This is a genomic window from Methylobacterium sp. GXF4, assembly GCF_000272495.1.
GTDB classification, from domain to species: domain Bacteria; phylum Pseudomonadota; class Alphaproteobacteria; order Rhizobiales; family Beijerinckiaceae; genus Methylobacterium; species Methylobacterium brachiatum.
Map to the genome: position 1 here is coordinate 1 of NZ_AKFK01000003.1, position 14,650 is coordinate 14,650.

Here is a 14,650-nt window from a genome sequence, read left to right on the forward strand (position 1 = left end):
GCCTACCCCACCCCACCCCTACCCCCCATCAATTCACTGGCACCGGCCGGCAAGGGTGTAGGGCGGCGGACTTCAGCCTCCCGAACCGGTCTCCCCCGGATGCCACAATAGGGGAGCGTGTGAGACGTGACCGGCGAAAGGCCGGCTGATCTCCACGGCGCGACCGCACCCTACGCATCAACCCGGCTACGTCTGCTTCGGCAGGCTCGGGGCTCGGCGGGGTAGTGTCGAAGCGTCAGGGATAGAAGCCTCCGAGGCACCCTGGCCGCGCAACAAGGACGGATGTGGGTAGCGAGTAGCTGCCAAACCGCTAAGAACTTCGATTGCGGAAGTGACGCGTTTTGGAATGGCGAAAACTACACTCTACCCGATCCCCAAAACTTGAGCGCCGAAAGCGCCGGTTTTGGATGAGCCATCCGCGAGGGTGGTTAGAAACCACAATATTTGGGGGCGTCGCGGACCGCCATCTGCGGCGCCCCAAAACTACGCGTTTAGAATGCCCCCAAAACTTGTTTTAGTTTTTGGTGCGTTTTGGGCAGGTATGGAGACATTCGTGCCTGATTTAGAAACGCCCTAAAACTAGAATGAGTTTTTGAAGGGGTAAGTTGCGTGGACGGCAAACTTACTGCCGTTATCAATTACGTTTGGAAAGTCGGTTTGGCCCAGCCAACTGTTGTGACAAAAATAGAACACTGGGCGGTTAGGACGGCAAGTTTTTGCTGTTCTGACAGGGGTTTAGCCCCTTAGTTACTAACTTTAATAGATATATATATATTGATATAATTGATAATAGAAACCCTCAGGGAGGACGCGCAGCCGTTTTGGTGACGATCTCCGCCGCTGGACCGCCGCGCCCCGGCCGGCAACCCTCCCGCATGCTATGTCTTATCTCCAGACCCCGATCAATTATTTCAATTAGCAATCCGCCAAATACTTTTCCTAACGCTACCAGGCACTTAGCCCACTTCACCACCCTGTTTAATTGATAATCGCCACCCAACTACGCCATCAATTAGAACTTCGATTAGCAATCCGCAAACGAGTTTGCCCCTGCGCCGCGTGCAGCCAAAACGCGCCCCTTCAATTCACTAAAAACGGCCAACAAGTGTGCCGACCCGACTGCCTGAAAGTTCGGACAGTTCGCCCGGCCCAAATGAGGTGCCGATCATGCCAGCCATCCGCCAGAGCTTTAGAGTGACGCTTTCAGGCCCAGAGTTGTCTGCGCCAGCAATCGGGCATTCCGCCACAAAGTTTGGAGCGTTCGAGGCGGCCATCCGCGAGATCGCTCAACCACATCATGCTGCCAGCTTCATCGATCTGTTTCCGAAGTCGGCATATCGCATGAGCCATTTCGGCAAGCGCTCGATCACTGTGCGCTCACCGGATGGCCAGAATTCCCTCACCCTCGAATACACTCCAGATTGAGGCCCATCATGTTCCGCACCATCGCCCGTCACTTCGCCAACTTCTTCGGCCCCGAGCCGCGACCGATCCACCACGCGGTTGCGACCGTGATCCGCCACGACAACGACGCCTTCGCCGCACACCTCAACAGCAGCATCGGCAAGCTCATGTCTGCCTGTAAGCGTGCCGACCCGAGCAACCTGCCCCGGATCAAGCGTGCGCTGGCCCACCTCAACGCGGCTCGCACGCTGCACAGCCTGGGCTACATCTCCGACGCCCGTGCCATCGTCGCCCGGTGCTTCCTGGAGGTGCGCCAGAACCAGGTTGCCGGCTTCCCGGCCCTGACCTAGTATTACGTAACAGACGGTCTAGGAACTTATTCATAATATTGTTCCATGGAACATAGGAGCCATCCGCTATGTCGCTCAACCGTGTCACCGATCTGTGCCGCAACGTCCTCATGCAGGGTGAAGGCTTGCGGCCCGTGCTGCGCTATGCCCGGCTCAAGCCCGTCACAGCCATCCGCGTGGATATCAGCGTCGAAGATCCCACCCGCTACGCGGTGACGTTCTACTTCAACGGCGGCGCGCAGTGCCTGACCCGCTGGGTGTCCTGGACTGTGCTCTGCGAGTGGATCTTGGCTCGCCGGAGCTGGGCGCCTGACCGTGTACGCTTCGCCCACCGCGGCACGTTCGAGCAAGTCTTAGAGCACGGCTACGACGCCACCCTGCGCAAGCGCGGGATCGAGGTTGCCGGCCCACCCGCAATCGCCTTCGCCGCCTGACCATCCATCACCGGAGTACACGACATGGCACACTTCATTGGCACCGTTCAGGGCGCCCGCGGCGAGGCCAGCCGTCTGGGTCACAAGTCTTCCGGCATAACCGGCTACGTTGCATCGTGGTCGGGCGGATGCCGGTCTACGGCTTACGTCAGCGCTGCTGGCGTGGATTGTGTACTGATCGAGCTGGTGCCCCACCAGGGTTCTGGCACCCACCAGGTTATCTATGACGGGCCGATCTGCGGCGGCGTCGGGATGACGGACCTTGAGCGCAAGTGCGCTGTAGCCTAAGTTGTTCCGCGGAACAGGAGCCTGACCCATGCGCATGCCCAAGCCCCGTCAGATCTGCATTTTCCACCGCCAGGGGCGCAACCATCCCCCTACCCTGCTCACCGTCACGAAAGCCTGCACCCTGCATGAGGCCATCGTTACGTTCGCGGCGCTCTCCTGCTACGACGTTCGGGAGCTGCGGGCCGAGTTCGCGTAATCGCCACTTCGGACAGGAGCCCTCGACATGCACAGCCACAGCGCTATAGTTGTTCCGCGGACCAATCCGCGGAGACCCGCCATGCCGAAGTTCCCTGTGATGCCGCCGCATTCCGATCTGCCGCCCCCGGCCAATGCGCCCGGCCTGTTCGTGGTCATCGTCGCCTATGGCGGTGTCGCGTTCCTGTTCTGGGCGCTCATGGGCTTCCTGCTCTGGCCCTAAGTGTTCCGCGGAACAATTACGCTATCATTTCGCGCTGGCCCGATAGTTGTTCCGCCTTGCAAATCATGTCAGGATGCAGGTGCCGGGCATGGCACCTGTTCGCAAATACGTAGTTTGACCTAAGCCCCTGATATAGCTCAGCTTTACTCGATGGCGCGTCCGCTGCGGTGCACCATAGTTGCTGCGACAACGTGCAGTAACAAACAATTGCGCTTGTATCTAAGCTTAACCTTTTCCATCTATGCCCGGAACAACCTCCCCCGCCAGGGAACGGGCATATGAACTGGGCTGACAAAATACCGGGCCTCGATCCGGCCGACGCTAGGCGTGCGGCTGACATCCAGGCCCGCAAAGAAGCATTGAACCGCGAAGCTGCCGAGTTGAAGGACAGCATCGTCAAGCGGATCAATGCACTAGTGGATGAAGAAGTCGCCCTGTACCGCGACATCGTTCGCAAGAAACAGTGGAAAACTGCGCTGTATCCAGCCGCAATCGAGGTGATGGATTACAGCACTCTGGTCCGACTACTTGAGGGCAGGCCAGTTACTGCCGAAGCCCTGACCGAGCGCCACACAAAATCGAAAGTCAGTTGATGCTCTACCTGCGCAGCCGCGCAGGGTTGATGCAGGCAATCCGCGACGCCCGCACGGCCCGCGTGACCCATCCGCGTGCCCGTTACATTCGCCACGTCGCCAGCGACGGGGCGTTCTGCTTCTCGATCTGGCAGGGACATTGCCGGGTCGGAACCCTGGCGCCTGCCGATACATCACAGACCTGAAAAACTTCGCGGGGACTCTTGCGTCGTGAACGCACGTCCCTATAACTCTCACCTCTCACTTGTTCCGAGGAACAATCAATGCGCACCGATGCCTTCGCCAGTGCCCCCGCTGCTCCCAACGCCCCGACCCCGCCGGCCGCTGGCCAGCCCGGTGCCAACGCTTCCCCGGCACCCGCTCAGCTCAACCAGGATGTGCCGACCCCAACGCCGCCCGTGACCGCCCCGGCCGCGCCGCCCGCCTCCGACACCACCAAGGCTCCCGAGCCCAAGGCGCCGAAGCCCGCCAAGGCCACCAAGCCGGAGCCCATCGCCCCGCACATGCCGCCGGTCGGCACCGTCACCAAGGACAACCCGACCGGTGCGCCGCCCGCCGACGCCAGTGTGGGCTCCAACAGCGGCGCCCAGGACGAGGCGATGCAGGGCCTGATGGCCACCGTCGCCGAGCTGGGTGCGGCTGCCGGCCAGGGTGCCAACTCGCTGGGTGAGCTGGCCGTCACGGTCTGCGCAGCCGCCAAGAACGGCACCATCTCGGCCGCCCCCTCCAGCGATGACGTGGCGATGATCTACGCCGCGTTCCGCCGGGCCAAGGTCGAAGCCCAGGTCGATGCCTCCGGCGACAAGGATGCCGAGAAGGACGACAAGACCCAGGTCGCCACGCTCCGGGTGTTCGCCAAGCTCGGCGCTGCCGACTGGAAGGGCAACGCCCCGGTGATCCTGTCCAAGGCGCGGACCTTCATCAACGAGAAGCTGACCCGCGCCGAGACCGGCAAGTCCGCCTACTCCTCGCTGAAGATCTTCGCCCGTGCCCAGCTCAAGGCGATCAAGGCCGACGAGAAGTCCAAGCCGCTCTCGAACGACGCCATCAAGCAGCTCCTGGTCAAGCCCGAGGCCGGCGAGGACGAGCGCACCCTGGACGAGTTCGCCCGCGACGAGCTGGCCGCGGTGATGAAGAAGATCACCAAGCTGCGCGACGGCAGCGACGAGCGTGCCGGCTTCGATCACACCGACGTGGATCGGGCCTACGAGCTGATCAACCGGGTCAAGCTCCAGCTCGACAAGAAGATCACCCCGGCCACCGAGGACTGAGCGGCGGGACTGTGACGGAGCGGTATAGGGGACAGGCTCAGCCTGTCCCCTTTTTCATGGGAGCGGCGCCGTGCGGCTGAGCGACATCACCTGGACCTTGCAGAACAAGAGCGCCGAGCGTTCGCAGGTTCTGTACGATGGCGAGACGTTGTACATCCTGGTGCGGTTTGCGCGGCTGACCCCGAGCGGTGTGCCGGTGGTGCCGACCGTCTACAGCTACACCGCCTATGAGCACGGCGCGCAGCCGCGCTGGTCCGGTGAAGACCCGGCAGACTTTCTCGACAACCTGCACACTCACAAGATGACGCCGCTCGAACTGAAGTGCTGGCGCATGGAGCAAGTCAAATGAACACCGCCACGTTCACCACCCACCACGCCGGCACCAACGGTCACGCCAGCCTGGACGATCTGCTCGATCTGGGCGCCGAGCCCTTCACCGCACCCCAGCCATCCGCGCAGCCCGTCAAGCGCAAGGGCAAGGCCCCCTCTCCCGCGCAGCCCAGCGTCGTGCTGGCCCCGGTGGTGAGCGCCCCTGCCCCGGAGCCTCAAGACCAGCCCGAGCCCGCTATCATCAGCCTGGCCGACGACACCCTGGCGCTGACCCGGCGCCTGGCTCGCTCGCTCGGCATGCCGATCACCACCGACGCCCCTGCCCCCAGCGCCTTCGTGGCGGCCATCGAGAAGATCCACGCCGGGCTGACCCAGGCGCGCGGCGACCTGGGCACCTGGGCTGACGAACTGGCCGAACGCGAGCGTGCCCTCCTGGCGCGAGAGAAGGCCGTCCAGCGGCGTGAGGACGAAGCGGCGGCTTCCCTGGCTCTGGCGCGGCTGGCGCCGCCCACGGGCCGCCCTGCGCAGCGTCTGGGGTTCCTGGCCCGTCTGTTCAAGCGGAGGGGGTGATGCGGCCCGATGAGGTGCAATGGCGTAAAAGCGCCCCGCAAGGGCAACATGCTGAACTCTGGACAGCGCGGTTCGACACGTTGTCAGAAGATGGCAGCCACCGGTTAGGGCGGACTGTGAGTGCAGCGTACTGGCCGGCAAAGGGCACCTACGCGTTCACGGCGCCGGATGTTGGCCGCGTAGTAGATGCCGGCGAACTGGCGTTCAAATGCTGGCTTCAGGACAAGTGCCAAGTGTTTTTCAACGAATGGGGTGAGTTCTAGTCTGGTCCTTGACTGTATTACGTAATACCCCTAGTTAGTTGTTCCGAGGACCAGGCCATGCGCATCACCGACATCCCCTGGAAGCGATCCGGTATGGGCCAGGCCGCTACGCTGTACGGCAAGGGCGACCGGGTGTTCGACCTCTACCAGGATCGGCTGGACAACCCGCTGATCCAGGTGTGCGAGTTCCCCTGCATCGACGCGCAGGGCGACGCCCGCACCATGACCTACTGGGTCAGGAGCACCGAGGCGCTGGCGCAGCTCCTGTCGCAGAACAGTTGTTCCCCGGAACAGATTACCCGAGAGGCCGCCTGACATGGAACGGATGGAACTGCTGGACGAGCTGCGGCGCAGCTTCGTCCTGATCACCCTGACCCACCGCGACACCAACCGCCTCAAGTGCGACGGGCTGTCGAAGGAGCAGCGCAAGGCGCTGACCAACTTGCACGGCGAGATCGTAGGCGCCTTCCACGACAACTCCATCGCATTCGGCAGGCGCCGGGCGGTGCCGATGTTCATGGTGCCGGACCTGGTGGAGACCGCTGGCAAGGGGCTCGCTGGGCTCAAGCAACAGCTTGCCGGCATCGCCCCCGACGCCGCCAGCGAGTTCTCCATCGGCATCCGCTACGAGCCGGTGCCCGCGGCCGAGCCGTTCGAGGCGCTGCCCGACCGCTTCCGCCATGGCTTCACCCGCCTGCTCGTGGACGGCGCCGTGCGCGATTACGAGGCTGGCATGGAGGAGCTGCTGCTCGGCCTGCACAGCGCCGCTTCGCGATCCCTGGATCGGTGGACGGCCTACCACGGCTACATCGCCAATCCGCTCAAGGGCGAGCGCATGCTGGTCCGCGAGAGTGTGAACCTCTCCGTCGCCCACAAGGCCCGCGTGCTGCGGGCGGCCAACGTCCAGCAGGACCGCAACATCGAGCGGTTCGCCGCCATGGCCGAGTTCGCCCGCATCGACATCAAGGATCTGCGCCAGGAGGCGTCGGTGCGCCACAGGATGCTGACCGAGGCTCGCGCCTTGGTCGAGGCCCTGCGCGGCTACCTGGGCATCGGCACGGGCGACGACATCGAAGAAGACGACGAGTGAGCACCATGCAGCGTGGACGGCCCCCCGAGCATGGGCTGCGGAACACGGCGACCTATCGGGCGTGGGCCTACATCCGCGCCGTCGTGCACAACCCCAATCGCAGGGGTTACGCCACGGTCGGCGGTGCCGGGCTCAAGCACGATCCGCGCTGGGATGAGTTCGCGGAGTTCGTGACCGACATGGGCGAGTGCCCGGAAGGTCACTGCCTCCGCAGACACGACGCGAGCAAAGGTTTCGATGCCGGCAACTGCTTCTGGCATCTGCCTGGCCGAAAGGAAGGTTGATGTCGAATGAGGCTTGGGCAGGGTTAATGGTCCTGCTTGGAATAATCGCGGCAGTATTGCTGGCATACAGCAGATCGCCGTTCACGGTTCATTTTTAATTAAATCCGCCAAGACCGAGGATCACATGAAGCTGAATACTTTCGCCGACCGTTTCGTCGGGTACTACAATGCTGGCAACTGCATGACGCTGCGGTCGAAGCCCGGTCGGGGCAAGACCACGGTGATCGAGAGCGCTCCCGCTATCATCGGCGCGGCGCTCGGCAAGCGGATGGGCTACAGCTACATCTCCTGCCCGACGCTCACCCCGGCCGACACCGTGGGCTACCTGATCCCGTCGAAGGATGCCAAGGGCAACGCCGCCTCGTTCTTCACCCGGCCGTTCTGGTGGTACACCAGCGAAGGTCTGCCGCTGGAAGACTACGACGGTGGTGTCCTGTTCCTGGACGAAGAGGACAAGGCCGACCCCGACATCAAAAAGATCATCGGCGAGATGGCGCTCACCGGCCGCTGCGGGCCGCACACCCTGCCGCCGGGCTGGGTCGTGTGGATGGCGGGCAACCTCCGCTCGGATCGTTCGGGCTCGACCCGTGACCTCGACCACCTGATCAACCGCCGCTGCGAGATCAAGATCGAGGACGATCTGGAGAGCTGGAAGGCGTGGGCGATGGCGGTCGGTATGCCGCCGCTGGCCTTGGCCTTCGCCGAGAGCAACTGGCACATCATCACCGCCGACGCCCCGGAGGTGCAAGGACCGTGGCCGACGCCGCGCTCGTTCGTGATGTGCATCAACCACCTGATGCAGTTCGCGGAGAAGACCGGTGAGCATGCCGGCAAGCTCCCCCACGACAACGCTGCACAGCAGGATGCACAGGGTTACATCGGCTCGGCAGCGGCGGCGCAGCTTATGAGCTTCATTCGCCTGGAGTACGAGCTGCCCTCGCTCGCCGACATCCTGGCCGATCCGCTGGGCACCCCGGTGCCGGTGCGGGCCGACGCCCAGATGCTGGTGGCGTACTCGCTGGCCGCCCGTGTCGATGTCGGCAACATCGGCCAGATGGTCGCCTACCTCGACCGGTTCCCGCAGGAGTTCTCGGTGCTGTTCGCGGACGCCGCATGCAACCGAGACCGCAACATCTTGAACACGTCGGCGATGGATGGGTGGTGCCAGCGTAACGGCACGCTGATGGTCACGATCTCCAAGCTGCGTGCCAAGCGCTAGTTGTTCCGGGAACAACAATGGCAACAATCATGGCTGTGATCAAAGAGCTGGACGCTTTGAAATACAGGTGTCCAGCATGCGGTGCCGACCCAGGCATTCGCTGCCGAACCGATACGACGAACAACGGTAAGCCTGCTCGTCGTAAGAAGCGCAACCGTATTCACCCTGCCCGCCACGCAAAGCGGATACTTGCGGAGGGCTCGTGAATGGGCGGCATGCCACCTGTACCGAAGCCAAGCTATGGTTCGGAAGACATGGTCAATGTCTATCTCAACTTCCGTACCCTGCAATATGGCTGCCCCGATTGTGGGGCAGCTCCTGGTGTGTACTGCAAAGGCACTCAGGACTTTCTCAAGCTCAGTCTGAGCCACGACGCTCGCCACGCCAAACGAATACTCGCTGAGGGCTCATGAACCAAAACGACATCGACAACCTCGCCAAGGATACCTCCAGCACATCCCAGTTCGTGCTGGAGCTGTACACGATGAACGGGGGGTTCACCCCCGACCAACGGCGTGCCGTCGCTGAGATCATGCAGCGGGTCTGCACTGGGCTCAACGTACAGCTCGGGATGGCGCTGCCGGAGGGCTACGACATCAAGCTCCGGCACATCAGCTCTCGCCGGGGCACCACGCATATCGATGTCGGGGATGGGTGATGCGGTTGGCAGATGTGGAGTGGAGCGATGCCAGACTAAGCAAAGTCGGTTACGTAAAGACTTCAAGGTATACTTTTCGCATCAGGCAATGGAAGGGTAATTTTTCATATTCTATTTACACAAGGCTTACGGTTGTTCTTAAAGACTTAACTGATTTAGAATTTTCCTGCTGGCTTGCTGACAAGGAACCCGCCAATGAAGCTCAATTTAATTCCAGCGACGAGCCTCACACCCAAGCAACGTGAAGCCTGGGCCGAGACGCGCACCGCCCTGCTCTACCAGGCGCCGATGTTCTCGCACATCATGTACTCCATGATGACCGGCGCGGACGGCGACCAAGCCGTCTGGACCCGAGACGTGCCGACTGCGGCCACCGACGACAGCCGCATCATCGTGAACCCCGAGGGGTTCTTGAACCGCCCGCTGGGCGACCGGGTGTTCATCACCGCCCACGAGATCAGCCACGCGATGTTCCGGCACTCGGGGCTGGCGACCGAGCTGGCCCGCACCGGCAAAATCCGATTCCAGGACGGTAAGGAACTGCCGTTCGACTTCAACCTGTTCGGCCGGGCCGCCGACACCTTCATCGACAAGATGCTGATCGAGAGCGGCATCGGCACCTCGCCGCCCGAGACCATCGAAGGTCTCCAGGATGCCGACAAGTACAGCACCAAGATGTCCGTGCTCGACATCTACCGGGGCATGTACGAGGACCAGGAGAGCGACGACAAGCAGGACGATCCGCAGTCCGGCCAAGGCCCTGGCCAGGGCGCCCCCAAGCCTGGGTTCGACCAGCATCTGCCGCCCGGCGCCGGCACCGCTGAGCAGCCCCAGCAGGCGATGGACCAGCGCGACGAGGAACGGTGGCAGGCTGAGATCCAGGCCGCCCTGGAGGCTGCTGACGCGCAGGGGAAGCTATCGCAGAACCTGAAGACCGCGCTGGGTGTCCTTCAGACCACGCAGACCAGCTACCGCGACATCATTCGCTCCATGCTCGACCGTGCCGTGGGCACGGGCGGATACGACTGGCGGATGCCGGACAGGCGGATGATCACCCGCGACGATCCGGTGTTCGCCCCCGGCCGGCGCGGCTTCAAGTGCCGGCTGCTCGTGCTGGTCGGCGACAGCTCCGGGTCAGTCAACGATCCGACCGTGACGGCGTTCATGAACCAGGTCTCCGGTGTCCTGGAGGAGATGGAGCCCGAGCGCATCCTGTTCGCCTGGTGCGACACGCGGGTGCACGGCTGGGAAGAGATCACCTGCTACGCCGACATCGAGCGGGTGCACAAGGCCGGCGCCAAGGGCCGGGGCGGCACCGACTTCCGCCCGGTGTTCGACGGGCTGGCCGAGCTGGGTGAGGAGCCCGAGGCGCTGATCTACCTGACAGACGGATACGGCAGGTTTCCGGAGGCGCCGCCGCCCTACCAGGTGATCTGGGGCAGCACCACGGATGGTCGGGTCAAGTATCCGTTCGGCGAAGTCGTCCACGTGCCGGTGCAGGCCGAGTGATGCGGTTGGCGGATGCGCAATGGAACCCGGAATGGGAATGTGGCTATCCAGTTCTCACTGTATCTGATGGAACAAGTAAATATGAAGTGTACGACTATGAGCAGGACGGAGGACACTTTTGGGGATGCAGATATGTTGCGTGGTTCAGAGCCGCCATGGACGACGTAGGGAGGTTTAAGACAACACTAGAACTAGCCTGTTGGCTTGCCGACAAGGAACCATGCGAGTCTTCCTCATTCTCTGCATCTTCTACCGATACATGAGCGCCGCGCTATGAAGCCTGTCACCGACGCGATGCTGCACCCGCTGACCCTGGCGTTCGATCAGGGCCTGCGGGATGGTGTGATCCAGATCGACTACGCTCTGGAGTTCTGCAACCGGGTGTTCGACGCCTACCTGGAGGCGGTGGTGCGGCGGCATGACGATGCTTCCGCTATCATGCACGACTTCAACCTGAAGCAGATTGTTCCGCGGAACAAAAAAGAAGCCCGGCACACCGATTAAAGTGTACCGGGCTCCCTCACCGAGGATCACCATGAGCGGCCCCCGCCAGGGCCGAGCGAATAGTTAATGCAATAGAGGCGGGCCGTCAAGTGACGTTCACCAACTACATCGTGCTCGACTTTGAAAGCTTCTATTCGACTAAGCTCGGATACACGCTCAAGAAGATGACGCCGGTCGAATACATACTTGACGAACGCTTTGAGCTGATCGGCTGTGCCGTAATCGACAAGGGCCGCGGCTCGAACTTCCACGATCCATACTGGGTCGAGGGCGGCTTGGAGTTCAAGGCGTTCCTTGCCCGCCTGAACGAGCGCCGGGCGCTCGGCGAGAAGATCGTCATGCTCTCGCACAATGCCCTGTTTGACATGTCACTGCTGGCCTGGCGGTTCGGATTCGTGCCCGACCTGATGGTGGACACCATGGGCATGTCCCAGGCGCTGCTGGCACCCAAGGTCGGGTTCGTGTCGCTCGCCAAGATCTCAGAGCACCTGGGGCTCGGCCAGAAAGGCGACACGGTCATGCGCGTGGACGGCATGACCTTGGCCGACATCAAGGCTGCCGGGCTCTACCAACGCTACTCCCAGTATTCCCTCAACGACGCCGTGCTGTGCGATGGCATCTATCAGCGGCTCGCCCCTCTGTTCCCCCGGCAGGAATACCTCGTGAAGGACACGGTGCTGCGCTGCGCCGTGAAACCGCACTTCGTGCTTAACGAGGAGATCTTGCACGAACACTTGGCCCAGGTGCGTGCCGACAAGGCGCAACTCCTGGCAACGGCTGGCGTCGAGGTGGACGAATGGGGCAAGGCCCCTGCCCTGATGTCCAACGACAAGTTCGCGGATCTGCTGCGCGAGCTGGGGGTGGAGCCCCCGATGAAGATCAGCCTCACCACCGGCAAGCCCACCTACGCCTTTGCGAAGGCGGATCAGGGGTTCGCGGAGTTATTGGAGCACGAAGACCCGATGGTGCAGACGCTGGCAGCCGCCCGCGTCGGCGTGAAGTCCACCATCGAGGAGAGCCGCACCGAGCGGTTCATCAACATCTCCCGCTTGGATTGGCAGGGACGGCAAACGCCGTGCAGCATGCCGGTGCCTCTGAAGTACAGCGGTGCCCACACCCACCGCCTGTCTGGCGACTGGAAGCTGAACTGCCAGAACCTGACCCGCGGTGGCAGGCTCCGCGACAGCCTGGAGGTGCCAGCCGGCTACGTTGTCGTGACCTGTGACGCCTCACAGATCGAAGCGCGCATCGCGGCGTGGCTCGCCGCTATCATCCGCAACGAGCAATCCGCGCTGGTCGATGCGTTCGAGCGCGGCGACGATGTGTACTCGCTGTTTGCCACGGATCACATCTACCACCGCACGATTACCAAGAGCGACAAGCCGGAGCGGTTCGTCGGCAAACAGGCAATCCTGGGCCTGGGCTTCGGCATGGGCTGGCTCCGCTACATGATCCAGGTCCGCAAGGACAGCCGGCTTCAGCTCAAGATCGAGATCATCCTGACCGAGGACGAGAGCAAGGCCATCGTCAACGGCTACCGGCACGGCATGGCGCCCGCCGTGCCCAAAGCGTGGCGCACCCTCCAGCAGAACATCCCCCTGCTTCAGGGTGGCAACAGCGGGTTCCAGTTCGGCCCGATGACATTCGGGGATCGCGAGATCATCGGCCCCACCGGCTTGCCGCTGTTCTATCCCGAGCTGGAGCAGGTGCCGGGTGACAAGGGCCTGGAGTGGAAGTTCCGTTCCGGCCGCATGCACAAGCGCCTGTTCGGCGGCAAGCTCTACGAGAACATCGTCCAGCACCTGGCCAGGTGCTGCAACACCGAGGCGATGCTGAAGGTGCGCATGCGGACGGGTGTGGATCTGGCGCTCCAGGCGCACGACGAGCTGGTCTACGTGGTGCCGGGCGGCGTCAACAGCGCTGGGGAGCCCACAGGGTTCGCCAAGGACTTCCGGGACACCCTGCTGGCCATCATGCACGAACGCCCGTTCTGGGGGCCTACGCTGCCCCTGGCGGCCGAGGCTGGTGTTGGGCTGTCATATGGGCAGGCTAAGTAAATGGCTTCTTGGCGCAAAATTGAGGGTTGGCCTTACGAAGTAAGCAGGGCCGGGCTCGTGCGTAGAGTTGGTTCTCGTAAGCCGCTCAAGCCTATGTGGACTGGATGTCGTCGCAAACAATACGCGACTGTTAGCCTTTGCAATCAAGGCCATCGTAGGGACGCCAAAGTCCATGTTCTCGTCTTGGAAGCATTTGTGGGTCCGAGACAAGACGGTATGCAGGGTCTCCATAAAAGCGACAACACACGGAACAACCGTCTGTCGAACCTGTACTGGGGTACGCCCAGCCAGAACGCAGTTGATGCCGTTCACAACGGCGACCATCTAGACGCCTGGGCGATCCGTGACATTCGTGAACTGCGCGAGCGTAAAGTGCTCGGGCGGATCGTTGCTGCGAAGTACGGCATCTCCGAGCAGATGGTCTGCGATATTTTCAAGGGACGCTGCTACTCGCATCTGTGAGGCGAAAATGATCGCATATATCACCGTCTGCATCGCATGCCTGATGGTCGGCAACTGGGTCCACCACATGGAGATCGTGCGGCTTCGCAGAGAATTGAAGCAAATCCGCCAAAGACTTGACGGTCAAGAATAGATCTATTACGTAATACTCGGGCGTTGTCTTCGGGTACCGCCCTATGAGCTGTGAGCAACTGATGGCCTTCACCGCGACCACCACACGACACCGCCCCCGCTACGTCGCCTGGAGCTACAGCAAGCTCAAGAACTGGCGCGATTGTGCCCGCCGGCACGCGGAAGTCGATCTGGCCAAGAAGTGGTCCGAGGGCGGGGAGAACGAACACATCCAGTTCGGCAATGCCGTCCACGAAGCCATGGAACACCGATTGTTCCGCGGAACACCTATCCCGGCACACCTCCAGTCCACCCTCCAGATGAACCTTGAGGGTGCGGCCGGGAAGGTGCTCCAGGGCGACGCCAACGCCGAGGCGTGGATGAAGCGAACCGGTGGGCTCCTGCTGCCGGAACAGCAGCTCGCCATGACTGATGACTTCCAGCCGGCCGAGTGGATGGACAGGACCAAGATGGTCTGGCTGCGCGCCAAGATCGACGTGGCTAAAATCCTGGGGCCGGCGGCCCTCCTGTACGACTGGAAGACCGGCAAGGTCAGCGACCGCGAGAGTGACCAGCTCGTGATCTCGGCCGCGATGATCTTCGCACACTACCCCCAGGTGCAGAAGGTTCGCACCTGTTACGTCTGGCTCAAGCCGGACGCGACGACCACTCTCGACGTGACCCGTGATCAGATGTCCGAGTTTTGGACGAAGATCCTGCCGGAAGTCGCGCGCTACACCAAGGATGTTCAGACCAGCAACTTCCCTCCGCGGCCTTCGGGGCTTTGCGGATGGTGCCCTGTGAAGTCGTGCGAGCACAATCCGAAGGATTAGCG

At 62.3% G+C, this 14,650-nt stretch carries 21 protein-coding genes; all 21 read left to right on the forward strand.

Annotated elements, in window-relative coordinates:
- Nucleotides 1-1,167 precede the first annotated feature (1,167 nt).
- The 21 genes from WYO_RS30550 to WYO_RS00775 all read left to right on the forward strand — a co-directional run bounded on the left by WYO_RS30550 (nucleotide 1,168) and on the right by WYO_RS00775 (nucleotide 14,648).
- Nucleotides 1,168-1,425, forward strand: coding sequence for a hypothetical protein (locus WYO_RS30550; RefSeq protein WP_007557810.1), 258 nt, complete (start codon nucleotides 1,168-1,170; stop codon nucleotides 1,423-1,425).
- An 8-nt stretch (nucleotides 1,426-1,433) separates the two neighbouring features.
- Nucleotides 1,434-1,754 carry a hypothetical protein gene (locus WYO_RS00705; protein ID WP_007557811.1) on the forward strand — a complete coding sequence of 107 codons (321 nt, stop codon included), beginning with the start codon at nucleotides 1,434-1,436 and terminating at the stop codon, nucleotides 1,752-1,754.
- A gap of 68 nt (nucleotides 1,755-1,822) precedes the next feature.
- Entirely contained in the window at nucleotides 1,823-2,188 is a 366-nt protein-coding gene (locus WYO_RS00710; protein ID WP_007557813.1) for a hypothetical protein, read from the forward strand.
- A 316-nt stretch (nucleotides 2,189-2,504) separates the two neighbouring features.
- The gene (locus WYO_RS31330) at nucleotides 2,505-2,672 is read left to right on the forward strand and encodes a hypothetical protein (RefSeq protein WP_007557816.1); all 168 of its coding nucleotides are present in this window, start codon (nucleotides 2,505-2,507) and stop codon (nucleotides 2,670-2,672) included.
- Between the two features lie 81 nt (nucleotides 2,673-2,753).
- Complete coding sequence (locus WYO_RS31335; RefSeq protein ID WP_165486531.1) at nucleotides 2,754-2,894, forward strand: hypothetical protein; 141 nt, start codon at nucleotides 2,754-2,756, stop codon at nucleotides 2,892-2,894.
- A gap of 278 nt (nucleotides 2,895-3,172) precedes the next feature.
- Entirely contained in the window at nucleotides 3,173-3,487 is a 315-nt protein-coding gene (locus WYO_RS30555; RefSeq protein WP_007557820.1) for a hypothetical protein, read from the forward strand.
- Nucleotides 3,487-3,672 carry a hypothetical protein gene (locus WYO_RS30560; RefSeq protein ID WP_007557822.1) on the forward strand — a complete coding sequence of 62 codons (186 nt, stop codon included), beginning with the start codon at nucleotides 3,487-3,489 and terminating at the stop codon, nucleotides 3,670-3,672. The genes WYO_RS30555 and WYO_RS30560 overlap by 1 nt, the downstream gene beginning before the upstream one ends.
- 78 nt (nucleotides 3,673-3,750) lie before the next feature.
- Nucleotides 3,751-4,758: a hypothetical protein gene (locus WYO_RS00715; protein ID WP_007557824.1), complete on the forward strand. Its 1,008-nt coding sequence runs from the start codon at nucleotides 3,751-3,753 to the stop codon at nucleotides 4,756-4,758.
- Between the two features lie 70 nt (nucleotides 4,759-4,828).
- Nucleotides 4,829-5,107, forward strand: coding sequence for a hypothetical protein (locus WYO_RS00720; protein WP_007557826.1), 279 nt, complete (start codon nucleotides 4,829-4,831; stop codon nucleotides 5,105-5,107).
- Nucleotides 5,104-5,658 carry a hypothetical protein gene (locus tag WYO_RS00725; protein ID WP_007557828.1) on the forward strand — a complete coding sequence of 185 codons (555 nt, stop codon included), beginning with the start codon at nucleotides 5,104-5,106 and terminating at the stop codon, nucleotides 5,656-5,658. The genes WYO_RS00720 and WYO_RS00725 overlap by 4 nt, the downstream gene beginning before the upstream one ends.
- Complete coding sequence (locus WYO_RS30565) at nucleotides 5,658-5,921, forward strand: hypothetical protein (protein WP_007557830.1); 264 nt, start codon at nucleotides 5,658-5,660, stop codon at nucleotides 5,919-5,921. The genes WYO_RS00725 and WYO_RS30565 overlap by 1 nt, the downstream gene beginning before the upstream one ends.
- Nucleotides 5,922-5,978: 57 nt before the next feature.
- On the forward strand, nucleotides 5,979-6,236 hold the full coding sequence (locus tag WYO_RS00730; protein ID WP_007557832.1) for a hypothetical protein: 258 nt from the start codon (nucleotides 5,979-5,981) through the stop codon (nucleotides 6,234-6,236).
- Nucleotide 6,237: 1 nt separating this feature from the next.
- Nucleotides 6,238-7,011 carry a hypothetical protein gene (locus WYO_RS00735; RefSeq protein WP_007557834.1) on the forward strand — a complete coding sequence of 258 codons (774 nt, stop codon included), beginning with the start codon at nucleotides 6,238-6,240 and terminating at the stop codon, nucleotides 7,009-7,011.
- Nucleotides 7,008-7,295, forward strand: a complete 288-nt coding sequence (locus tag WYO_RS00740) for a hypothetical protein (RefSeq protein WP_039901848.1) — start codon at nucleotides 7,008-7,010, stop codon at nucleotides 7,293-7,295. Before WYO_RS00735 ends, WYO_RS00740 begins: the two co-directional genes overlap by 4 nt.
- Before the next feature lie 13 nt (nucleotides 7,296-7,308).
- The gene (locus WYO_RS00745) at nucleotides 7,309-8,514 is read left to right on the forward strand and encodes a hypothetical protein (protein WP_128754893.1); all 1,206 of its coding nucleotides are present in this window, start codon (nucleotides 7,309-7,311) and stop codon (nucleotides 8,512-8,514) included.
- A 409-nt stretch (nucleotides 8,515-8,923) separates the two neighbouring features.
- The gene (locus tag WYO_RS00750; RefSeq protein ID WP_007557841.1) at nucleotides 8,924-9,172 is read left to right on the forward strand and encodes a hypothetical protein; all 249 of its coding nucleotides are present in this window, start codon (nucleotides 8,924-8,926) and stop codon (nucleotides 9,170-9,172) included.
- A 195-nt stretch (nucleotides 9,173-9,367) separates the two neighbouring features.
- Nucleotides 9,368-10,681 (forward strand): VWA-like domain-containing protein, encoded by a 1,314-nt coding sequence (locus WYO_RS29200; protein ID WP_007557842.1) that lies wholly within the window; start codon nucleotides 9,368-9,370, stop codon nucleotides 10,679-10,681.
- A 273-nt stretch (nucleotides 10,682-10,954) separates the two neighbouring features.
- A complete protein-coding gene (locus WYO_RS00760) occupies nucleotides 10,955-11,185 on the forward strand; it encodes a hypothetical protein (RefSeq protein ID WP_007557844.1) in 231 nt (76 codons plus the stop codon).
- Nucleotides 11,186-11,274: 89 nt separating this feature from the next.
- A complete protein-coding gene (locus WYO_RS00765) occupies nucleotides 11,275-13,242 on the forward strand; it encodes a DNA-directed DNA polymerase I (protein WP_007557847.1) in 1,968 nt (655 codons plus the stop codon).
- Nucleotides 13,243-13,335: 93 nt separating this feature from the next.
- Nucleotides 13,336-13,704 carry an HNH endonuclease signature motif containing protein gene (locus tag WYO_RS29460; RefSeq protein WP_085985762.1) on the forward strand — a complete coding sequence of 123 codons (369 nt, stop codon included), beginning with the start codon at nucleotides 13,336-13,338 and terminating at the stop codon, nucleotides 13,702-13,704.
- 194 nt (nucleotides 13,705-13,898) lie between these two features.
- Nucleotides 13,899-14,648, forward strand: coding sequence for a PD-(D/E)XK nuclease family protein (locus WYO_RS00775; protein ID WP_007557853.1), 750 nt, complete (start codon nucleotides 13,899-13,901; stop codon nucleotides 14,646-14,648).
- Nucleotides 14,649-14,650: the final 2 nt, after the last annotated feature.

What these genes read in the sequence shown, in the direction of transcription:
- WYO_RS30550 (WP_007557810.1), top strand. Translation starts at nt 1,168, where the DNA reads ATGCCAGCCATCCGCCAGAGCTTTAGAGTGACGCTTTCAGGCCCAGAG.
- WYO_RS00705 (WP_007557811.1), top strand. Translation starts at nt 1,434, where the DNA reads ATGTTCCGCACCATCGCCCGTCACTTCGCCAACTTCTTCGGCCCCGAG.
- WYO_RS00710 (WP_007557813.1), top strand. Translation starts at nt 1,823, where the DNA reads ATGTCGCTCAACCGTGTCACCGATCTGTGCCGCAACGTCCTCATGCAG.
- WYO_RS31330 (WP_007557816.1), top strand. Translation starts at nt 2,505, where the DNA reads ATGCGCATGCCCAAGCCCCGTCAGATCTGCATTTTCCACCGCCAGGGG.
- WYO_RS31335 (WP_165486531.1), top strand. Translation starts at nt 2,754, where the DNA reads ATGCCGAAGTTCCCTGTGATGCCGCCGCATTCCGATCTGCCGCCCCCG.
- WYO_RS30555 (WP_007557820.1), top strand. Translation starts at nt 3,173, where the DNA reads ATGAACTGGGCTGACAAAATACCGGGCCTCGATCCGGCCGACGCTAGG.
- WYO_RS30560 (WP_007557822.1), top strand. Translation starts at nt 3,487, where the DNA reads ATGCTCTACCTGCGCAGCCGCGCAGGGTTGATGCAGGCAATCCGCGAC.
- WYO_RS00715 (WP_007557824.1), top strand. Translation starts at nt 3,751, where the DNA reads ATGCGCACCGATGCCTTCGCCAGTGCCCCCGCTGCTCCCAACGCCCCG.
- WYO_RS00725 (WP_007557828.1), top strand. Translation starts at nt 5,104, where the DNA reads ATGAACACCGCCACGTTCACCACCCACCACGCCGGCACCAACGGTCAC.
- WYO_RS30565 (WP_007557830.1), top strand. Translation starts at nt 5,658, where the DNA reads ATGCGGCCCGATGAGGTGCAATGGCGTAAAAGCGCCCCGCAAGGGCAA.
- WYO_RS00730 (WP_007557832.1), top strand. Translation starts at nt 5,979, where the DNA reads ATGCGCATCACCGACATCCCCTGGAAGCGATCCGGTATGGGCCAGGCC.
- WYO_RS00735 (WP_007557834.1), top strand. Translation starts at nt 6,238, where the DNA reads ATGGAACGGATGGAACTGCTGGACGAGCTGCGGCGCAGCTTCGTCCTG.
- WYO_RS00750 (WP_007557841.1), top strand. Translation starts at nt 8,924, where the DNA reads ATGAACCAAAACGACATCGACAACCTCGCCAAGGATACCTCCAGCACA.
- WYO_RS29200 (WP_007557842.1), top strand. Translation starts at nt 9,368, where the DNA reads ATGAAGCTCAATTTAATTCCAGCGACGAGCCTCACACCCAAGCAACGT.
- WYO_RS00760 (WP_007557844.1), top strand. Translation starts at nt 10,955, where the DNA reads ATGAAGCCTGTCACCGACGCGATGCTGCACCCGCTGACCCTGGCGTTC.
- WYO_RS29460 (WP_085985762.1), top strand. Translation starts at nt 13,336, where the DNA reads ATGTGGACTGGATGTCGTCGCAAACAATACGCGACTGTTAGCCTTTGC.
- WYO_RS00775 (WP_007557853.1), top strand. Translation starts at nt 13,899, where the DNA reads ATGGCCTTCACCGCGACCACCACACGACACCGCCCCCGCTACGTCGCC.